Source organism: Anabaena sp. FACHB-1391, assembly GCF_014696755.1.
Lineage (GTDB): Bacteria > Cyanobacteriota > Cyanobacteriia > Cyanobacteriales > Nostocaceae > Dolichospermum > Dolichospermum planctonicum.
The window spans coordinates 21,147-40,620 of sequence record NZ_JACJQS010000043.1; the positions used below are offsets into that span (position 1 = coordinate 21,147).

General features: G+C 36.7%; 19 protein-coding genes and 1 tRNA gene. 10 read left to right on the forward strand and 10 right to left on the reverse strand.

The window, feature by feature from the left end; translation table 11 throughout:
• The first annotated feature begins 6 nt into the window (after positions 1-6).
• The 6 genes from H6F62_RS17420 to H6F62_RS17445 all read left to right on the forward strand — a co-directional run bounded on the left by H6F62_RS17420 (position 7) and on the right by H6F62_RS17445 (position 6,480).
• Positions 7-2,727: a peptidase domain-containing ABC transporter gene (locus H6F62_RS17420; RefSeq protein ID WP_137906316.1), complete on the forward strand. Its 2,721-nt coding sequence runs from the start codon at positions 7-9 to the stop codon at positions 2,725-2,727.
• Positions 2,728-2,819: 92 nt separating this feature from the next.
• On the forward strand, positions 2,820-4,358 hold the full coding sequence (locus tag H6F62_RS17425) for an HlyD family efflux transporter periplasmic adaptor subunit (protein WP_137906315.1): 1,539 nt from the start codon (positions 2,820-2,822) through the stop codon (positions 4,356-4,358).
• A gap of 135 nt (positions 4,359-4,493) precedes the next feature.
• Positions 4,494-4,763, forward strand: a complete 270-nt coding sequence (locus tag H6F62_RS17430) for a hypothetical protein (protein WP_137906314.1) — start codon at positions 4,494-4,496, stop codon at positions 4,761-4,763.
• 64 nt (positions 4,764-4,827) lie between these two features.
• Entirely contained in the window at positions 4,828-5,082 is a 255-nt protein-coding gene (locus H6F62_RS17435; protein WP_137906313.1) for a hypothetical protein, read from the forward strand.
• Between the two features lie 123 nt (positions 5,083-5,205).
• Positions 5,206-5,475 (forward strand): hypothetical protein, encoded by a 270-nt coding sequence (locus H6F62_RS17440; protein WP_137906312.1) that lies wholly within the window; start codon positions 5,206-5,208, stop codon positions 5,473-5,475.
• Positions 5,476-5,691: 216 nt separating this feature from the next.
• The gene (locus tag H6F62_RS17445) at positions 5,692-6,480 is read left to right on the forward strand and encodes a peptidylprolyl isomerase (protein WP_190372580.1); all 789 of its coding nucleotides are present in this window, start codon (positions 5,692-5,694) and stop codon (positions 6,478-6,480) included.
• A gap of 72 nt (positions 6,481-6,552) precedes the next feature.
• Here the strand turns inward: H6F62_RS17445 and H6F62_RS17450 are convergent, their stop codons facing one another.
• The 7 genes from H6F62_RS17450 to H6F62_RS17480 all read right to left on the reverse strand — a co-directional run bounded on the left by H6F62_RS17450 (position 6,553) and on the right by H6F62_RS17480 (position 11,412).
• Positions 6,553-7,635 carry a T3SS effector HopA1 family protein gene (locus H6F62_RS17450; RefSeq protein ID WP_190372581.1) on the reverse strand — a complete coding sequence of 361 codons (1,083 nt, stop codon included), beginning with the start codon at positions 7,633-7,635 and terminating at the stop codon, positions 6,553-6,555.
• 15 nt (positions 7,636-7,650) lie between these two features.
• Positions 7,651-8,814 (reverse strand): phosphotransferase, encoded by a 1,164-nt coding sequence (locus tag H6F62_RS17455; protein WP_190372582.1) that lies wholly within the window; start codon positions 8,812-8,814, stop codon positions 7,651-7,653.
• 71 nt (positions 8,815-8,885) lie between these two features.
• On the reverse strand, positions 8,886-9,101 hold the full coding sequence (locus H6F62_RS17460) for a hypothetical protein (protein WP_190372583.1): 216 nt from the start codon (positions 9,099-9,101) through the stop codon (positions 8,886-8,888).
• 223 nt (positions 9,102-9,324) lie between these two features.
• Positions 9,325-9,579 (reverse strand): hypothetical protein, encoded by a 255-nt coding sequence (locus H6F62_RS17465; protein WP_190372584.1) that lies wholly within the window; start codon positions 9,577-9,579, stop codon positions 9,325-9,327.
• A 201-nt stretch (positions 9,580-9,780) separates the two neighbouring features.
• Entirely contained in the window at positions 9,781-10,035 is a 255-nt protein-coding gene (locus H6F62_RS17470) for a hypothetical protein (RefSeq protein ID WP_190372585.1), read from the reverse strand.
• Between the two features lie 330 nt (positions 10,036-10,365).
• Positions 10,366-10,590, reverse strand: coding sequence for a hypothetical protein (locus H6F62_RS17475; protein WP_190372586.1), 225 nt, complete (start codon positions 10,588-10,590; stop codon positions 10,366-10,368).
• A gap of 249 nt (positions 10,591-10,839) precedes the next feature.
• On the reverse strand, positions 10,840-11,412 hold the full coding sequence (locus tag H6F62_RS17480) for a peroxiredoxin (RefSeq protein WP_190372587.1): 573 nt from the start codon (positions 11,410-11,412) through the stop codon (positions 10,840-10,842).
• A 188-nt stretch (positions 11,413-11,600) separates the two neighbouring features.
• Here H6F62_RS17480 and H6F62_RS17485 point away from each other — a divergent pair, with 188 nt between their 5' ends.
• Entirely contained in the window at positions 11,601-12,026 is a 426-nt protein-coding gene (locus H6F62_RS17485) for a Fur family transcriptional regulator (protein ID WP_137906304.1), read from the forward strand.
• A 119-nt stretch (positions 12,027-12,145) separates the two neighbouring features.
• Here H6F62_RS17485 and H6F62_RS17490 read toward each other — a convergent pair whose 3' ends face one another.
• Both H6F62_RS17490 and H6F62_RS21280 read right to left on the reverse strand, forming a co-directional pair.
• Entirely contained in the window at positions 12,146-13,555 is a 1,410-nt protein-coding gene (locus H6F62_RS17490; RefSeq protein ID WP_190372588.1) for a 1-acyl-sn-glycerol-3-phosphate acyltransferase, read from the reverse strand.
• Positions 13,548-13,679 carry a hypothetical protein gene (locus tag H6F62_RS21280; RefSeq protein ID WP_265584146.1) on the reverse strand — a complete coding sequence of 44 codons (132 nt, stop codon included), beginning with the start codon at positions 13,677-13,679 and terminating at the stop codon, positions 13,548-13,550. Before H6F62_RS21280 ends, H6F62_RS17490 begins: the two co-directional genes overlap by 8 nt.
• Positions 13,680-13,719: 40 nt before the next feature.
• Between H6F62_RS21280 and H6F62_RS17495 the strand changes: the two genes are divergently transcribed.
• Entirely contained in the window at positions 13,720-14,349 is a 630-nt protein-coding gene (locus H6F62_RS17495) for a DUF938 domain-containing protein (RefSeq protein ID WP_137906302.1), read from the forward strand.
• Between the two features lie 111 nt (positions 14,350-14,460).
• Here the strand turns inward: H6F62_RS17495 and H6F62_RS17500 are convergent.
• Positions 14,461-14,533: transfer RNA gene (locus H6F62_RS17500), tRNA-Ala, on the reverse strand.
• A 77-nt stretch (positions 14,534-14,610) separates the two neighbouring features.
• Here H6F62_RS17500 and H6F62_RS17505 point away from each other — a divergent pair.
• A complete protein-coding gene (locus tag H6F62_RS17505; RefSeq protein ID WP_190372589.1) occupies positions 14,611-15,513 on the forward strand; it encodes a rhodanese-related sulfurtransferase in 903 nt (300 codons plus the stop codon).
• Positions 15,514-15,629: 116 nt separating this feature from the next.
• Positions 15,630-18,542: an aminomethyl-transferring glycine dehydrogenase gene (gcvP, locus tag H6F62_RS17510; protein WP_190372590.1), complete on the forward strand. Its 2,913-nt coding sequence runs from the start codon at positions 15,630-15,632 to the stop codon at positions 18,540-18,542.
• The last annotated feature ends 932 nt before the right edge of the window (positions 18,543-19,474 follow it).

The window sequence follows — 19,474 nt, forward strand, 5'->3', positions numbered from 1 at the left end:
TAGGAAATGCTATCAACGTTTTCTCAGGAACAGTTAGCTACAAACATTAAGCAAGTCTTGGGTGATTCCCTATCAAATCAAGCAGTTGCCGATTGTATCAAGGCTTTAGAAATTATTGAACCACCGGTAGCAAAGCAATTTTGGCAAGGGACAACAGCAAAGCCGGGAATTTATATTGTGCTAACGGGTAAGGTGAGATTACTTGATAACTCTAATAACTTAATTACTACTCTCGCGCCAGGTTCATCATTTGGGGAGTTAACTTTATTTCCAGAACAAGAATTTAGTAGTTACGTTGCTAGAGCTTCTGTGAATTTAAAAATTGCCTATCTTCCCCAACAGATGGTGAAGAAGGTAATGGGAGAATTTCCTGATACTTATGATCTTTTGCTGAATAAAGCACAACTAATTAACACTGCCAAACCTCCAGAAATTCCCACTCCAGAAACACCAAGAACAGCAAAAACTGCCAATTTTACCCAACTGACAATTCCCCCACTGGCACAACCAAAAAAGCGCCCCAAATACTTTCCTATTCCGACTGTAACTGCTGGAAATTGGTGGCGTAAATTTACCAAACGCTATCCATTTTTTGAACAACAAAGTGCTGCGGATTGTGGTGCTGCTTGTTTAGTCATGATTGGTCGTTATTGGGGGAAAAACTTCAGTATTAATCGCCTGCGGGATTTGGCTAATGTTAGCCGTAGTGGTGCATCCATGCGAAGTTTGAGTGCAGCAGCGGAAAGTCTTGGTTTTGCTACCCGTCCAGTGAAAGCCAGTTTAGATAAATTTGCTCAACAACCTTTACCAGCGATCGCTCATTGGGAAGGTAAACATTACATTGTTGTCTATGAAATTACCAAAAAACAGGTAATTGTCGCCGATCCTGCCCTTGGTCAACGCTATTTAACTATCAATCAATTCAAAGCAGGTTGGACAGGCTACGCTCTATTACTAGAACCCACAGCTTCACTCAAAAAAACACCAGAAGCTAATACGCCATTTTGGCAGTTATTGGATTTAGTTAAACCTCACTTTCAAGTCCTACTAGAAGTATTCATTGCTTCGGTATTAATTCAGGTATTTGGATTAGTAACACCCCTATTTACTCAACTTTTATTAGATAGAGTCATTGTTCAAGGTAGCACCTTAACCTTAAATACTGTAGGCTTCGGATTATTAATTTTTGGTTTGTTTCGTGTCGCCATTAATGGGTTAAGACAATATTTACTTGACCACACAGCCAACCGAATTAGCGTCGCTTTAATGGTGGGATTTATTAAGCATACATTTGGCTTACCTCTGTCCTTTTTTGAGTCTCGATATGTTGGTGATATTGTCTCCCGTGTCCAGGAAAATCAGAAAATTCAGCGTTTTCTCACTGGTGAAGCTTTATCTATTGGCTTAGATTTATTGACCGTCGTTGTTTATGTAGGATTAATGTTTTGGTACAGTCCACCAATGGCGGGGATGACATTAGCAATTGTGCCACCATTTGTGTTATTAACATTATTTGCTACGCCATTTTTACGTCGAATTAGTCGAGAGGTATTTGCCGCAGGAACCCTAGAAAATAGCTATTTAATTCAAAGCTTGACGGGGATTTCTTCCATTCGCTCAATGGCAATTGAACAAACGGTGCGTTGGCATTGGGAAGAATTGCTGAATAATTTAATTAAAAAGAACTTTAGTGGTCAAGTAGTTAGTAACCAACTGCAATTAGTTAGCTCTACCATTCAATCTTTAGCCAGTACAGGATTACTATGGTTTGGGGCTTGGTTAGTTATTCAAAACCAACTTACCATTGGTCAATTAGTTGCTTTTAATATGTTGTTAGGCAACATTATTCAGCCTTTCCAACGGTTAATTATCTTGTGGAATCAACTACAAGAAGTAATCGTTGCCACCGAACGAATTAATGATGTTTTAGAAGCAGAACCAGAAGAAGATTTAGAACATAAACCTCGCCAATATTTACCCAGATTAATCGGGAAAATTAGTTTTAATAACGTTACATTTCGCTATCACTCTGAGAGTGAAATTAACATTCTAGAAAATCTCAGTTTTGAAATTTTACCAGAGCAAACTGTAGCAGTTGTCGGGCGCAGCGGTTCAGGGAAAACCACCCTTTCTAAATTGATTTTGGGTTTATATCCACCGACAGATGGAAGAGTTTTAATTGACAATCAAGATGTGACTAGTATTTCCTTGCATTCTCTGCGATCGCAAATTGGAGTTGTTGATCAAGATACATTTTTATTTGGAGGAACAATTCGGGAAAATATCACTATTGCCCATCCTGAAGCCTCTTTAGAAGAGATTATAGAAGCCGCCCAACTTGCAGGGGCAGACGAGTTTATTAAAAGGATGCCAATGGGTTATGAAACACAAATTGGTGAAGGTGGAGGAATGTTATCAGGAGGACAACGCCAACGGTTAGCAATTGCCCGCGCCTTATTAGGAAATCCTCGACTTTTAATATTAGATGAAGCTACGAGCCACCTTGATTCTGAATCTGAACGTATTATTCAAAACAACCTCAAAAAAATTCTGCAAGGACGTACAAGTTTAATTATTGCTCACCGTCTTTCTACAGTTCGTCATGCTGATCTAATTTTAGTTTTAGATCGTGGTGTTTTAGTAGAAAGTGGTACTCACGACGAATTAATTACCAAAAAAGGACATTATTTTTATCTCAATCAACAACAATTAGCACAAACAAATTAATTGTTTTAATTGTTTAATTGCCAAGATATCCCTGACTTCTTGCAGAAGTCAGGGATATATAACTACAAAAATAGAGAACTGTAAAATTATTTATGCCCCAGTCAGTTTATACACAACCAACAACTACTATAAATCAGCAGAATCAAACCGAATCTACTGCTTTTCTCCCAAATCAAAATCAAACCCAGACATTAGGTAAGGTCCAGGATTGGTTTTATGGTACAGAAGAATTATTAGATGCTTTACCAAAAGTCTGGACTCGTTCAATGTTGTATTTGCTGGTTAGTTTTGCAGCAATTATTTTACCTTGGGCAATGTTAACTAGAGTTGATGAAACCGGAAATGCTATTGGACGAATAGAACCAAAAGGTGCAACACAAAAATTAGATAGTGCGGTGACTGGTACTATTGTTTCTGTTAATGTTAAAGAAGGGGCAACAGTTAAGGCAGGACAGGTTTTAGTGAAAATAGAATCTGAGGTTATGCAAACAGAAATACAACAAATAAAAGCTAAATTAGAAGGGTTGAAAAATCGTAAATCTCAACTAGAAATCTTAAAAAATCAAGTCTTAATGGCGATTAATATTCAACGTCAGCAAAACCAATCTCAATCATTAGAAAAAATGGCTCAAGTTAATCAAGCCAGACAAACATTTGAAACTAAAAAAAGTGCTTATAATTTCCAAGATTTGGAGAAATTGGCACAAATTGATCAGATGAAACAGAATGTAAAATCTACTCAAAGTAACTATAGGTTAGTTACAAGTCGCTTGCGTCGAGATATTTCAGAAGTTGCCCGTTATCGTCTACTGTTAGAGGAAGGTATAATTCCTCAAACCAAACTAGTAGAATTAGAAAAGATTGCTGAGGAAAGTCAACGTTTACAAGAAGAAGCAAAATTTAATATTCAAACGGCACGGTTACGCTTAAAAGAACAAGAAAGTAGTTATCAGTCGCTTATGAATCAATTTAAGTCAGATATTGAACAAGCAAAATTGCGATTACAACAAGAGGAAAGTAGTTATAAAAGTGCTATACAAGGAGGAGAATTAGCATTATTAAAAAGTCAGGAACAGTTTAAAGACCTACAAAATCAAATTACTTCTCTACAATCGGAAATTATGCAAACAGAAGGACAGATCATCTCCCTAAATTTACAACTAAAACAGCGAATTATCCGCTCTCCTATTGATGGAACAATTTTTGAACTACCCATTAAAAAAGCTGGTTCTGTAGTCCAACCAGGACAAATGATTGCTCAAATTGCACCCAAAAATGCGGACTTAATTTTGAAGGCACGTATGGCCAGTCAACATAGTGGTTTCGTTAAAGTAGGAATGCCAGTAAAAATTAAATTTGATGCTTATCCTTTCCAAGAATATGGAATTTTATCAGGGCGAATTACTTGGATTTCACCTAACTCTAAAATTCAGGAAAATAGTGCCAATCGTCTAGAAACCTATGAAGTAGATATTGCTTTGGAAAATCCTTATATTCAAGTTGGTAACAAGCAGATTCCTCTCACCCCTGGACAAACCGCAAGTGCCGAAGCAATTATCCGTCAACGTCGAGTTATTGACTTTATTTTAGATCCATTTAAGAAGTTACAAAAAAATGGTTTAGAGCTTTAATGTCAACGAAAATTAAAGACATAATTCATGCAATTATGTCTAATAAAAAAAGACTTTAATATGCAACTTTTATATAATCTATGAGGAAATAATGTAAAAATATAAGAGTCAAGTGAAGATTAGAAGGATAATATAATGGAAAGATTAGTAATTAATAACTTTGATTACACGGATTTAGAAAGCTTTATTTATGATTTAAAACAAATAGAATCAAATATTGTATTAGGAGGATTAGTTTGGGGCGATTATCCAAATTGGGGAGGGACTCCTAATGTTTTTGTCATGACCATCTATGATGGTTTAAATACCATATCAACAACTTATGAAGGTGCAGGGAATTTTCATGATAATAAATTCCATACGATAGACTATGCGCGGACAGTTAATGCTTGGGTATCTCATTAATTATTTCACGATATTTAAAGGTGCAATCAGCAGAACTGTTTACTTTTGATGAGAAAATAAGATCATGGCTACAATCATAATTTCTGATTTGCAACTTCTTGAGAAAAAGACATTCTTATATGACTTAAATTCACAGCAAATCACACAAATATCAGGTAGTATTTTTCTGCCTTTATGGGATCGTCCTGCTGTTCACTTATCAACAGTTTATGATGGAATAAACAATCCCCAAACAACATATGAAGGTCCATTTGGATTCCATGATAACAAGATTTTCGCTATTGACTTTTCCAAACTATCCGGCTATTTAGTAATCTGATAGGTATATTGCCTTGTCATCAGGACAATTTTTAGCACCAACCTACTTAATTATTGTAGCAGATTCAAATGCAATTTCGTCACAATTGCAAAACTGTTCACTTTTTGATTAGGAAATAATATCATGGCTACAATCATAATTTCCGACTTAGAAACTATTGATAAAAATACATTCTTGTATGACTTAAATTCAGAGGAAATACAACAAATAGTAGATACTGATATTCTCCCTTTATCAGGTGGTTTTGATCTGAATTTTCTGTTAACCACCATTCAGGATGTTATAACTAATCAGACATCAAGCGATAATGGGCTATTTGGTTCAAATTCCCGTAATAACAAGATTTTTAGTCTTGATTTTTCCAACCCATCTCTTTATTTAGTTACCAAATAACTCGATCACAATCACAATTATGTCCCCGGATTGTGAGATAATTCGGGGGTATAAATCTGGTAATTTTTCTCATATAAATTATCAAAAATATTAAAAGTATCATTAGATAGAGATAAGAAAATAACATATCAGGTAAATATGATAGATACGCTGATAATTCATTTAAATAGGATCAAATAAATTGTTAATGGGTTTAGTAAATTGAGGAATTACGCCATGTCAAATATTTTAAAAATATCCAATGAAGATATTATTTATCATCTAAAAATATCTTGTCAAATCCCTAGTTTATTAGAAGCGATCGCCACTAGAAAATTTATTACTGAAACATCTCAAAAAGTAGGGATTACTGTCGAAACAGCAGAACTACAACAGTCCGCAGATAGTTTACGATTAGCGAATAGACTGATTAAAGCTGAAGAAACCTGGGAATGGTTACAGAAACATTATCTTTCCTTAGATAATTTTGAAGAAATAGCACATCTCAATATCTTATCAACAAAATTAGCTCATCATTTATTTGCTGATAAAGTTGAACCATTCTTTTATGCTCATCAACTTAATTACAGCGCCGCCGTCACCTATGAAGTGATATTGGATGATGAAGACTTAGCCTTAGAGATATTTTACGCTCTTCAAGAAGGAGAAATTAGTTTTCAAGAAATCGCTCGTCAATATATCCAAAATCCCGAAATAAGACGTGCTGGAGGATATCAAGGTATTCGCAAACGTAGTGATTTTAGGCCAGAAATTGCTTCTCTAGTATTTGCAGCCAATCCCCCACAAATTCTCAAACCAATAATTACACCAAAAGGAGCGCATATCATTATAGTTGAAGAAATAATTGAACCCGAATTAAATGAACAAATGCGTGTACAAATCCTTGGCGATTTATTTACTAATTGGTTAAAAGATCAAGTTAATAAATTAGAGATTGTCGCTACATTAGGAGAAAGTCCCAATTTTTCCTCTTCTCCAGCAGCAATATTGAGTAAAGCCAGTTAAAATTGAGAAGAGTTAGATCCCTGACTTCCTTAACAAGTCAGGGATATTTTGATGAGATAATATTCAGGAAAACTATCTATTTAATGGGGTATAGATATCCTGTGAATGTGTATTAAGATAAGGATATTGTAATTTAATTTTTTGTAATGCAAATTGTTCAAAAATAGCTGTCATTCGACTTTCTGAATCATTTTTACCTGCTTGCCAAGCAGCAATTAAACCATTAGCAATAATTTGACAACGATGAGTACCAAAACTTTCTTTTTCACCAAATTTATTTTCTGGTTCTTCAGCACAACTCAATCCTGGTGCTAGTGGCTTAGTAAATAACGGTACTTGTGGAGAAAAAATCTCTTGATTTGCTAAATATACCTTTTGTAATATAGGGTAAATAGTCTTATATTCATGTTTACTGAAATATAGCACTGCTGAATCATAACGTCTATATTCATCGGGAGTATATAGAGCCTTAAATGAGAAAGCAACTGGCAGATTATTGAGTTCTGTAGTTATATTTTCCATCACCGATACTGCCCCTTCTGATGATACATTAAAGTAGATTCTGACAATATCTTGATTGTCTTGAGTTCCTAGATTAGACACTGCCATGTAAAATCCATTTTGAACTAAATTCTTTGGCATTTTGATCGCTACTAAGTTACCGACAATAGCAGACTTATCAACTTCTGACAAATATAAATCCCGCTCAATATGCAAGGTTAAACCACTTTTGTGGACTGCCAAAGATCCATCTTCTTCTTCATTAACTACTAACCAATCTTGACTCCAATAGCCTATACCTTTATTACCTTTATGTAGTCGTTCATAAAAAGCCAAATCTACGCCAAAGAAGCTATTATTACTGAGGTTATTTATCTGCGAATCAGCGGTAGAAAAATCATTCCAAGAACCGTTATAATAAACACCATAAAGAAAATTACGCAATTGCATACTCAAATGTTTATGTTGAATATCCAAAGGTAAATCTTTAAAGCGAGAGATTACTGATTCTGGCAATTCAAATAACTTGTATTCTGGATGCTTAATTGAATAAAATGATTCAATTTCCAGATGGTCAACAATATTTTGCAGTGCTGTTTGTAATTCTTTTGGTAATTGGAAAAGTTGACTATTTATAGAATCTAATACTTGCATACAAGCTTTCCTTCTCTAAACAAGAGATAAATTTTTAGAAGTTATTGTTGAAAATTCCATTCCCAAAATTGTGGAAATAGATGCTTGAGGACGACATAATAAACTCTTAGCAACTTGCAGGATACAAATACCTGAGTTATCAAAAGTTTTTTGATATTGCAGTCTAGCCTGAATAGCTCTAATTAAAGCTAAACCGCTAAATTGCATCACTAATTGTAAGAAATTTGGACGAATTTCTAAAATTTCTGGAAAGGTATTTAAATAACTACTAACTAATGTTGACAAAGACGGTTGAATCATTGGTAAGGGAATAGCAGCTAAACGCAAACATTCTTCAATAGGGATAGTTTTATTAGCCACTATGCTATATAACCAAATTTGCAGATAACTAGCAATTATTGTCCCTAAATCATTAGCAGGATCTCCCCAACTACCTCTTTCCCAATCAATTAATCGGATGATATTTTTATTTCCAGGTAATTTATCTTCAATTTCTGTTTCCCAGTTTAAAGATAAAAGAATATTATTGAGCTTGAGATCATTATGAGTGAGACAACAAGGAGTAAAATCCTGATTTAATTGTGCAACTGCTTTTCCTAAATTATCGTAACGTTGATAGAGAGCAAAAAATCTCAAACCATCGGCAGGAAGTTGACCAAATATTTGTGGTGTAATTCTCTCTAATCCTTTGGTAATATTTTCATGCTGGCGAGAATTTTCTAGAAATTCTCGATAGCTTTTATTATTTATTGTTAAGCAATGCACCGTTGCCAAAGTTGTACCAATTAACTGGGAAATCTCCACAGGAAATATCTGATCTTTAGCGTAAAATTCTGCTAAATCTTGATATTGATTTAGGTAATTAAAAACAATGATGGAGTTTTCTAAGTCAAAATGAATTACTTCCGAAAAAGATGAGCGTAAATGCTTAATTTCTGGGAATTTTTGACAAAAATCATGAATTTTCCATTCATCTATAAATTCACCTAAAGTTTTACCATCTCGATCATGACGCTCTTGCTTGACTAAGATTTGACGTTCCTGTGGTAAACTGATTAATAAATTAAAGTTTTTAGCTGGTTTTAACTCAATTTTGCTCAATGATTCATCTTGTGGGGGACAAATTCCACGATTAACCAAGTAGTCAAAAACGTTGGTAGAACTTATGAGAAGTGGCATAGCTTTACATCAAAGATTAGTTAACAATGGGTTGGCTAATTAACAATGGGTTGGCTGATTACAAATTAGGTTTAATAATTGCTATTAAATGAACTTCTTAAATAGGAAATAGAATCTATAGCATAAGCTAATAAAATGAACTCCATAGACTTAATTCCGAACTTAACTAATTCATGGAAATTATCGCTATTTCCCCCAAATATAGAAACAGATTTGATGTTACTAATTTCATGGATTAATAATGTCTCTTGGGTTGTGTTTAGATCAGAAATTGTAATTCTTGCCATTTGCTTAATACCCAGCAAGTACAAAATTATCATAGCCGTAAAGTGTAAGCAAACACTAGATATTAATTGATTATTTAATCCGGTTTCGTGAGTTATGTAAGATTATTATCTCCTGTTATTTAAGGGGAATTAGGATGATAAATTCTTAACTGAACCGGATTTTCATGGGATGAATAAGCAATTTTATATTACTTATTCATCTCAGGTATTTTAATGACTATAGTTACTGATGGCTGTAGCTATGGCTATCGCTGTGGCTAAATGATTTAGCTAGAGATACAACGTTATCAATAGCAAAGCCTAACAAAACAAACTCTTGACCCTTAATGCTGTAGTATACTAAATCATGGATTCCAGAACCACTACCACCTTGAACGGAAATGGTATCTACATCATTCATTTCGTTTAAAAAGCTTTCGGAATCTTGGAACAATTCAGAACCGTTAGCTTGTAATTGAGCAAGTTTGATACTAGCCATGATTTCTTTCCTCCTAAATTAATCATCAGTCAATTGATATTCTGCGAAAGTCAATTAAGCTTGTTTTTTTGATCGATCATCCTAATTCCCCTGAAAAAATAGAGAAATTAGGGTGATAAATTCTTAACTGAACCAGATTTTCATGGGATGAATAAGTAATTTTATATTGCTTATTCATCTCAGGTATTTTAATGACTATAGTTACTGATAGTCGTAGCTATGGCTAACGCTGTGGCTAAATGATTTAGCTAGAGATACAACGTTATCAATAGCAAAGCCTAACAAAACAAACTCTTGACCCTTAATGCTGTAGTATACTAAATCATGGATTCCAGAACCACTACCACCTTGAACGGAAATGGTATCTACATCATTCATTTCGTTTAAAAAGCTTTCGGAATCTTGGAACAATTCAGAACCGTTAGCTTGTAATTGAGCAAGTTTGATACTAGCCATGATTTCTTTCCTCCTAGATTAATCATCAGTTAATTGATGCTTGGCGAAAAGCAGTTAAGCTTGTTTTGTGCCTTCTCTTAACTGCTGATTTAATTTTTATTCATAAAATTAGTGAAAATCAAGGCTTAAACCTAGTTAAAAACGACATAATTAAATGAGTTGAGTCTGTTTATCCAGAAAATATTAGGTATAGATTCAAAGACAAAACTATCTTCTCTTTTCCTCAAGATGATATTTTTAATTGAAATCATAGAAAAAATCGTGTGTTAGCTGTTCATAAGTATGAAAACACACGATTTTTGGGAAAATATTCAATTATTGCTATGTTTCTTAAGTATCCAATCGTTGTCTGAGATTGTCCATGATTGTATTGAGTTCTGTCCTCCAGTCTTGAAATTGAGCCTCTATGCTAAGAGGTAATGGGGTTTCTGTAGACCGATAATTTCCGCGTCGGCTTCTGTAACCACCTGTAATTTCCTTCAATTCCTCAATGCTAAGATCATTGAAAATATGTTCGCTACCCAGAGGATATATATCGGAAACTGTTATCCGCATAATTGACTCTCCTTTCCCAATTAAAGCTGGGATAAAATCAGAATATAAATTTAACATTTCCTCTCTTATATTTTCATTTTTTATAGAATAAATTCAAGTTTTTAAATCTGATTTATTAGACACAATTGCAAATTTTTTGTCCATCAAAACAAAAAAGCAAAGGAAGTTTATTTGAGTAACTTCCTTCGCCTTATATAAGTTAAAAACTATTAACCTCTATCGCCAGTTAGAAATTTCTAACTTTACTAATTAACCAACAAATGCTAACCGAGGTGCAACTTCAGCAGGACGTTCTACACCTTTGAGGTAAGCAAGAACAGTATCAGCATCAGATACTTCAAAGGGGTCACTACCACAGTTGTCTTCAAAACCAGGTTCAACGAACATTTTTTCAATTTCGCCGTTATTAACAACCATTGCATAACGCCAAGAACGCATTCCGAAACCGATGTTAGATTTATCAACTAACATTCCCATTTTCCGGGTAAATTCTCCACTACCATCGGGTAACAAGAAGACATTTTTAGCACCTTGTTGTTTACCCCACTGGAACATAACAAATGCGTCATTAACTGACAAACAAATGATCTGATCAACACCTTGCGCTTTGAATTCTGCAAATAGTTCTTCGTAGCGAGGTAAATGAGTAGAAGAACAGGTGGGGGTGAACGCACCAGGAAGAGCAAATAATACTACCTTTTTACCACCAAAAATCTCTTCAGTGGTTACATCTTGCCAACGGTAAGGATTGGGTCCAGGTACAGATTCATCCCGAACACGAGTCTTGAATACTACATTTGGAACGTGAGTAATAGCAGTCATAAATACCTCTTTTTTAGATGGAAGATTTTAACTCGTGTCTTTAGCTTACAAATCAGAATAATTCTGATTTAGGAATTTGTCAATAGTTATAAATACTTATTTTATAATGTATTTTTTAAAAAGCTTTAATTCTGAAAAAGGAAAAGTTATAATGGGGGTTTATATCTTTATATAATCAAGTAAATCCTATGCAGCAAAAAGCTAATGATATTATCAAAACCCTGAAAAGTAGAGGGTTGAGAGTCACACCCCAAAGATTTGGGGTTTATGCCAACCTATTAGCAAGGGAAGATCATCCTACAGTTGATCAAATTTTGAGAGACTTAAACCAGGAAGCACCGACTTCCTCCCAAGCTACGGTGTACGCGGCGCTTCAGGCACTGCGTGAAGCGGGTTTAGTGCGAGAAGTGCTATTACAAGAGGGAATATCTCGTTATGATGCCAATGTAGCGCCCCATCATCATTTTCGCTGTACCTGCTGTGGTGCGATTGAAGACATTAACTGGAATGTTTTTCCCGGTATTGATGTCAGTCAACTGCGGGAGGGGTTAACAGTAGAAAGGTATGAAGTGACAGTTGAAGGAATCTGTGATATCTGCGGTAATGGTACTTAATGCCGCCATTAAGTATAATTAGATTGTGAGTAAATGAAGTCCAAACATGAATAATCAAACCCTTGTGCTGCGGGCATCTTGCCCGCTACAGGTCTACCTTATGGGTCTGGAGGGAGAAACTAATCCTTAATTAACCCCTCCAAAATCATCTGTAAATCCTGGGTCAAATCACTTACACCCTTTCGTAAAGCTTGTTTATTCCCTTGACAATTTTCCCATCTTTCATTAATATTAATCGCTTCACCGACAGAAATCATGGCTTGTTTCCAACCTAAACGCGGCCTGCCTGGTAAGGTAGAATCTTTAATGCGAGACAACATATCAAACATTAATAAAATCGTTTCTGCAAATCTTTCTGGGGTTGGTTTTTCTAGAATATAATTAGCAGTGACCGCGACGAAACTTTCAGCAATTCTCATGTGTTGCATTTTCAAATCTGCTTCTTGGGCTACCCAATCAGCTAGACCACGTTGGAAAGGTGATAAACTTTGAATATCAGCGATATCATCCCGATAAATATAATTCCAACCAGCATCTTCTAAACGCCGACATCTATCAATAAAATTACCTTGAGGCCGGATATTAAAATACTGTTCTGCAATTTTTAAAGCTGTATCCATCAATCGGTGTAATCTAGTAATTAAAATTTCATTTGTGGGAATTTCGGAAGTTATAATTTCTGGAAATTCTTGATGATAAAAACGCCGATAAAATTCCTCCATTTCCGAAATTAGATATTCAGATAAATCCACCACCCGCTGATATAAAATTTCTTCCCTTTCCTGGCTAATTTCACTAGTTTTCCTAACAGGTAAACCGCTATCAAGTTCTAATTTAGATAATAGCCAATCTATTCTTTTCCAAGGTGGGTTCACATAGCTATATTTAATCCCAATCGGAATAATAAAAACCTGTTCTTCACGGTTAGCTTTTTTGAGATCTTCCACACACCAAAAACCCAACTGGGCTACACCAGGTTCTAAGGGACTGACTATACTACTGTGTCCATTTGTACCACCTTCAGGAGCGATCGCTATGGGCATCTCTGCGGTTGCAAATAATTCTCTTGCCTTATTAATAGCCGTTCTATCTATGCGTTTGCCCCTACGTATAGGTATACCACCAAGTCTAGAAAATAACCATCCTAACCAATTTCCTGCCCAGATTGTCATCCCCCGTTCATAGATAAAATAGCTGTGAAGTGGATATTTGAGCTTAATACCTTTTTTTCGCGCCACTTTGGGGACAATCCGTGATAGCAAATATGACATAGATAGAGGATCTTCTACCTCCGGGTGACGAAAAGCAATTAAAAATCGGACTTTACCAGCCTGAAATTCATGGTATAATTCAGCTAGGACTTCGGCATTTTTAGCTTGAATATTCACAATACCCGCAGGTAGCCAAGGTCTAGTTCTCACCCGCAAAATCAAGGGCAAAAACCAAGATACAATTTTTACAACCAATGGATTATGACATTGGGGAATAAACTTGAGCGGTGGTTGGGTAGAATGAATAGATTTAGGCAAGTTGTTCTCCTGTGGTGTAGCGAAAAAAGCGATTAGAAATCGCATCTACACAGACAAAACCTGTCCACCCAGGTGGCCTTGGCCTGTGTAGTAGCGTTCCCCTGTAGCGAAGCCATATTACCATATTATATTCGTCCAATATTTCTCAAACACCCTCCCATCCAATTATGACACCAGACTGGCGGAAATTTGCCCCCGCAACCCAGCGCAACCGCGAACCCATTCTAGAAGTGCTTTTACAGATATTACCTCAAAATGGGACAATACTCGAAGTAGCCAGCGGCACAGGTGAACACGCTGCATTTTTTTCCCAACACTTAGCACCCCGGCAATGGCTACCATCTGACCCCAACCCAGAACTGCGTGCTAGTATTAGAGCATGGTCTGAATATCTCCCCTGTGATCATCTTAAACCACCCCTAGATTTAGATGCCAATTTACTAATATGGCCTGTAGAAAAACAGCCATTGCCAGAACCACCGATTTCTGCTATAGTAAACATTAACATGATTCATATTTCGCCTTGGTCTGCTTGTTTAGGACTAATGGCAGGGGCTGGACGGATTTTGCCACCAGGCGGTATACTGTATTTGTATGGTCCTTATAAACAAAATGGAAAACATACAGCACCCAGTAACACTGCTTTTGATGAGTCTTTACAAGCACAAGATACAGCTTGGGGAGTCCGTAATTTAGAGGACGTGGTTAAATCTGCTGAAGCACAAAATTTGATATTGCACCAAACTCACCCCATGCCAGCAAATAACCTTTCGCTAATATTTAAACATAATTAGGGCTTGCTGAATTGAAATATGAAACCGGAAAATATGGCTACGCCACGCAATCTATCTACCTTGACTCTTTGCGCCTTTGCGTGGGACATATTTACATATTTCGCAAATAAATGGAGGTTAGCGGACTCGAACCGCTGACATCCTGCTTGCAAAGCAGGCGCTCTACCAACTGAGCTAAACCCCCAAGCCCTGTTTTTAATACGAAAAATGCAATTATATAACTAGACCATCGTAAACTCTTATGATTATTTTGTCAAGACCATGAACCAAGAAAATTTTTTAGTCGTTGCTGCATTGTATAAGTTTGTCAGTTTACCTGATTATAACCAACTGCAAACACCCTTATTAAATTGTTGTCAGTTACAGGATATCAAAGGAACTATATTACTCGCTCCCGAAGGAATTAATGGTACAATTGCTGGTTCTCGTCAGGGAATTGATACGGTTTTAGCCTTTCTCCGTCATGACTCGCGGTTTAGAGATTTAGAATATAAAGAATCTTATGCCGAACTTCCCCCTTTTGAGCGGCTGAAAATCCGCTTAAAAAAAGAAATTGTGACTTTGGGAATACCAGAAGTTAACCCGAATGAAAAAGTGGGAACTTATGTCACACCTCAAGAATGGAATGATTTAATTTCTCACCCCGAAGTCACTGTTATTGATACTCGCAACGATTACGAGGTCACGGTTGGGACTTTTAAGGGTGCAGAAAATCCCCAAACTCAGACATTCCGAGATTTTCCCGAATATGTAGAAAAGCATCTTGATACCAGCAAACATAAAAAAGTGGCTTTATTTTGTACTGGAGGTATTCGCTGTGAAAAAGCATCATCTTATTTACTTTCTCAGGGCTTTGAAGAAGTTTATCACCTCAAAGGCGGCATTCTCAAATATTTAGAAGAAGTCCCCCAGGAAGAAAGTTTATGGGAAGGAGAATGTTTTGTTTTTGACGAAAGAGTTGCTGTCCGTCATGGCTTAAAACCGGGAAGTCATGAATTATGCTTTTGTTGTGGAAACCCCATTTCCGACGAAGATAAATCATCATCTGAATATGAAGCGGGAATTTCTTGCCCCCACTGTTTCCACAGTCTAACACCAGACAAAAGAAAACGACAACAAGAAAAATGGAAACAATACCAACTCACAAATTCAACCCACACCTAACCTTTAGATTTTTGCGCGAAACAAAATCAATATCTAGCAAAAAATCTAGCAAAAACCCTAAGATCCAAAAGTAATCATTACAATATATGAAGATATAAATCCTTGGAGAACAATTTGTGGTAGATAATCTTACCCGTACTCAACCGAAAACCAATCAAAAATTGGGTAACTTTACACAAAGACACATTGGACCAAACCCTGATGATATTCAGCAAATGCTTGATACATTAGGCCTTTCCCACCTTGATGACTTAATTGATAAAACAGTACCACAGGCAATTCGTTTTCAGCAAGAGTTGAAATTACCACCAGCACAAAGCGAATATGCAGCATTGGCAAAATTAAAGCAAATAGCCGATAAAAATCAGGTTTATCGCTCATTTATCGGCATGGGGTATTATGATTGTATCACCCCGGCGGTCATTCAACGCAACATCTTAGAAAATCCCGGTTGGTATACAGCATACACCCCTTATCAGCCAGAAATTGCCCAAGGACGTTTAGAAGCGTTGTTAAACTTCCAAACTATGATCATTGACTTGACCGATTTAGAAATTGCTAACGCTTCTTTACTTGATGAAGCCACAGCAGCCGCAGAGGCAATGAGTATGAGTTATGGTGTGTGCAAAAATAAATCTCATAACTACTTTGTATCCCGTGAATGTCATCCTCAAACCATTGATGTATTGCAAACACGCGCCAAACCTTTAGGCATAAACATCATTATCGGTGATCATCAAACCTTTGATTTTACCGAAACTATCTTTGGTGCAGTTCTGCAATATCCCGCAACTGATGGTACAATTTACGACTACCGCAACTTTATAGAAAAGTCCCATGCTCAGGGTGCATTGGTGACAATAGCCGCAGATCCTTTAAGTTTAACATTACTCACACCCCCCGGTGAATTAGGGGCTGATATTGCCGTAGGTAGTACCCAACGCTTCGGTATTCCCATGGGTTTTGGGGGTCCACACGCTGCTTATTTTGCCACCAAGGAAGAGTATAAACGCTTAGTTCCAGGGCGCATTGTGGGAGTATCAAAAGATATTCATGGTCAACCTGCCTACCGTTTAGCCTTACAAACCCGTGAGCAGCATATCCGCAGAGATAAAGCCACCAGTAATATCTGCACAGCCCAAGTTTTATTGGCAGTGATGGCGAGTATGTATGCAGTTTATCATGGACCTGATGGACTCAGAGCGATCGCCCAAAATATTCATCAATTAACCGCAACTTTAGCCGCAGGACTGAAAAAGTTAGGTTATAAAATCACTTCGGAAAACTTCTTTGATACCTTGCGGGTAGAATTAGAAAATACCAAATTATCAGCAATTCTCGACGCTGCGAATGAGAGAAATATCAACTTGAGAATTTTTGATAATTCCACCGTGGGTATTTCCTTAGATGAAACTACCACAGAAGCAGATTTAATTGACCTTTGGCAAATTTTCGCACTCAAAGATCAATTACCTTTTACTGTGGAAGGATTACCAATTTCTCATGCTCAATTATCACGAGAAAGTAAATATCTCACCCACCCAGTTTTCAATCGTTACCATTCAGAAACCGAGTTATTACGTTATTTACATCAACTAGAAAACAAGGATTTATCATTAACCACCTCAATGATTCCCTTGGGTTCTTGTACCATGAAATTAAACGCAACTGCGGAAATGATTCCCGTAACTTGGGAACAATTCGGCAAAATTCACCCTTTCGCGCCAATTTCCCAAACCAGAGGTTATCAAATCCTGTTCCAACAACTAGAAGCATGGTTATCAGAAATTACAGGTTTTGCGGGAATTTCCTTACAACCAAATGCAGGTTCTCAAGGAGAATATGCGGGACTTTTAGTAATTCATGAATATCATCAAAGTCGCGGTGAAGGACACAGAAACGTTTGTTTAATTCCGCAATCTGCACACGGTACAAATCCCGCGAGTGCGGTAATGTGTGGAATGAAAGTAGTGGGAATTGCTTGTGATGATCATGGTAATATTGATGTTGAGGATTTAAAAGCCAAAGCTGAAAAACATAGTCATGAATTATCAGCTTTAATGGTGACATATCCATCAACCCATGGGGTATTTGAAGAAGCAATTCAAGAAATTTGTGCAGTAATTCATTCTCACGGTGGACAAGTTTACATGGACGGCGCTAATATGAACGCCCAAGTGGGTATTTGTCGTCCTGGTGATTTTGGTGCAGATGTCTGTCATTTGAACTTACACAAAACCTTCTGCATTCCCCATGGTGGTGGTGGTCCCGGTATGGGTCCCATTGGTGTCGCTTCCCACCTTGTCCCCTTTTTACCAGGACATTCTGTAGTGAGAATAAATAACAATGAAGATTTTACTCCGCACTCCGCACTCCGCACTCCGCACTCTTTTGGCGCTGTTTCTGCTGCACCTTGGGGTAGTGCGAGTATCCTAGTGATTTCCTGGATGTATATTATCATGATGGGTGCTGATGGGTTGACACAAGCAACCAAAATCGCCATTTTGAATGCTAATTACATCGCTAAGAAATTAGAGTCATATTATCCGGTTTTGTATCAGGGAAAAAATGGTTTAGTAGCACATGAATGTATTTTAGATTTGCGAAGTTTGAAGAAATCAGCGCAGATTGAAATTGATGATGTTGCGAAGCGGTTAATGGATTATGGTTTTCATGCACCTACTGTTTCTTGGCCTGTTGCTGGGACAATTATGGTCGAACCAACGGAAAGTGAATCTAAACAGGAATTAGATAGATTTTGTGATGCTTTGATTGCGATTCGTGAGGAAGTTGCGGCAATTGAATCTGGTACAATGGACATTCACGATAATCTTTTAAAAAATGCCCCTCACACTGCGGAAAGTTTGATTATTGGTGAATGGAAACATCCCTATTCCCGTGAACAAGCTGCTTATCCTGCAAGTTGGAGTAAGGAATATAAGTTCTGGCCAAGTGTGGGGAGAATTGATGCGGCTTTTGGGGATAGGAATTTCGTTTGTTCTTGTTTACCGATGGAGGCTTATAGTTAGATAATTGTAGGGTGCGTTAATGAAATGTAACGCACCGTTTTGATTTTTTTATTGAAATGGTGCGTAACGCTGGTGCTAACACACCCTACGGCCATTTATCAGAACTAAATTGTGCTGATATGATAAGGATCGCTAAAGAACCCCAAAAAAAATAGGGGGTTAAAACAACAGGAACAGCCCCAGCTAAAGATCCTATTAAACAAAAAAGTGCGAACATTGCAATATATGTCATAATTTCCCCCGATTATAACCACAGTATATAGTATATTATCTATCATCCAAAAATCGCCATTTTTCTTAAACAATAAAAAAATTACATCCTGAAAATCCTCCAATCCTGGTTATGATGTACAGGATGGTAATTTGGTAGGTTATTGGTGGGATGCTGAAATTGTCATTGTCTGATAGCGTAGCGTGGCGCAAGCCATATCAGGATGTCCAGGATTTTAGGATTTTCAGGATGGTAATTTGTAAGTTGTTGGTGGGATGCTGAAATTGTAATTGTCTGATAGCGTAGCGTGGCGCAAGCCATATCAGGATGTCCAGGATTTTAGGATTTACAGGATTGTGATTTGTAGATTATTGGTGGGATGTGGAAATTGTCATTGTCTGAATCAGGATGTCCAGGATTTTAGGATGTACAGGATTGTTATTGATGAATTATCTGTGAATATTGAAAGATGATAAAATACAGTTACAGTAATAGTCAAGAAGTAACAGCGGATAATTTAACTGATAACTTATCTATCATCCCAAAATCTCTATATTTTATAGACAATCAAACAACTACATCCTGATAGCGAAGCGTGGCGTTAGCCATACAGCAGTTTCCGAAGTTATGAGGTACAGTTAGTAATAATAAAGATAATACTGTCATGAAAGCATATTCAGTGGATCTCCGAGAAAAAATAGTTGCAGCCCATATTGAGGAA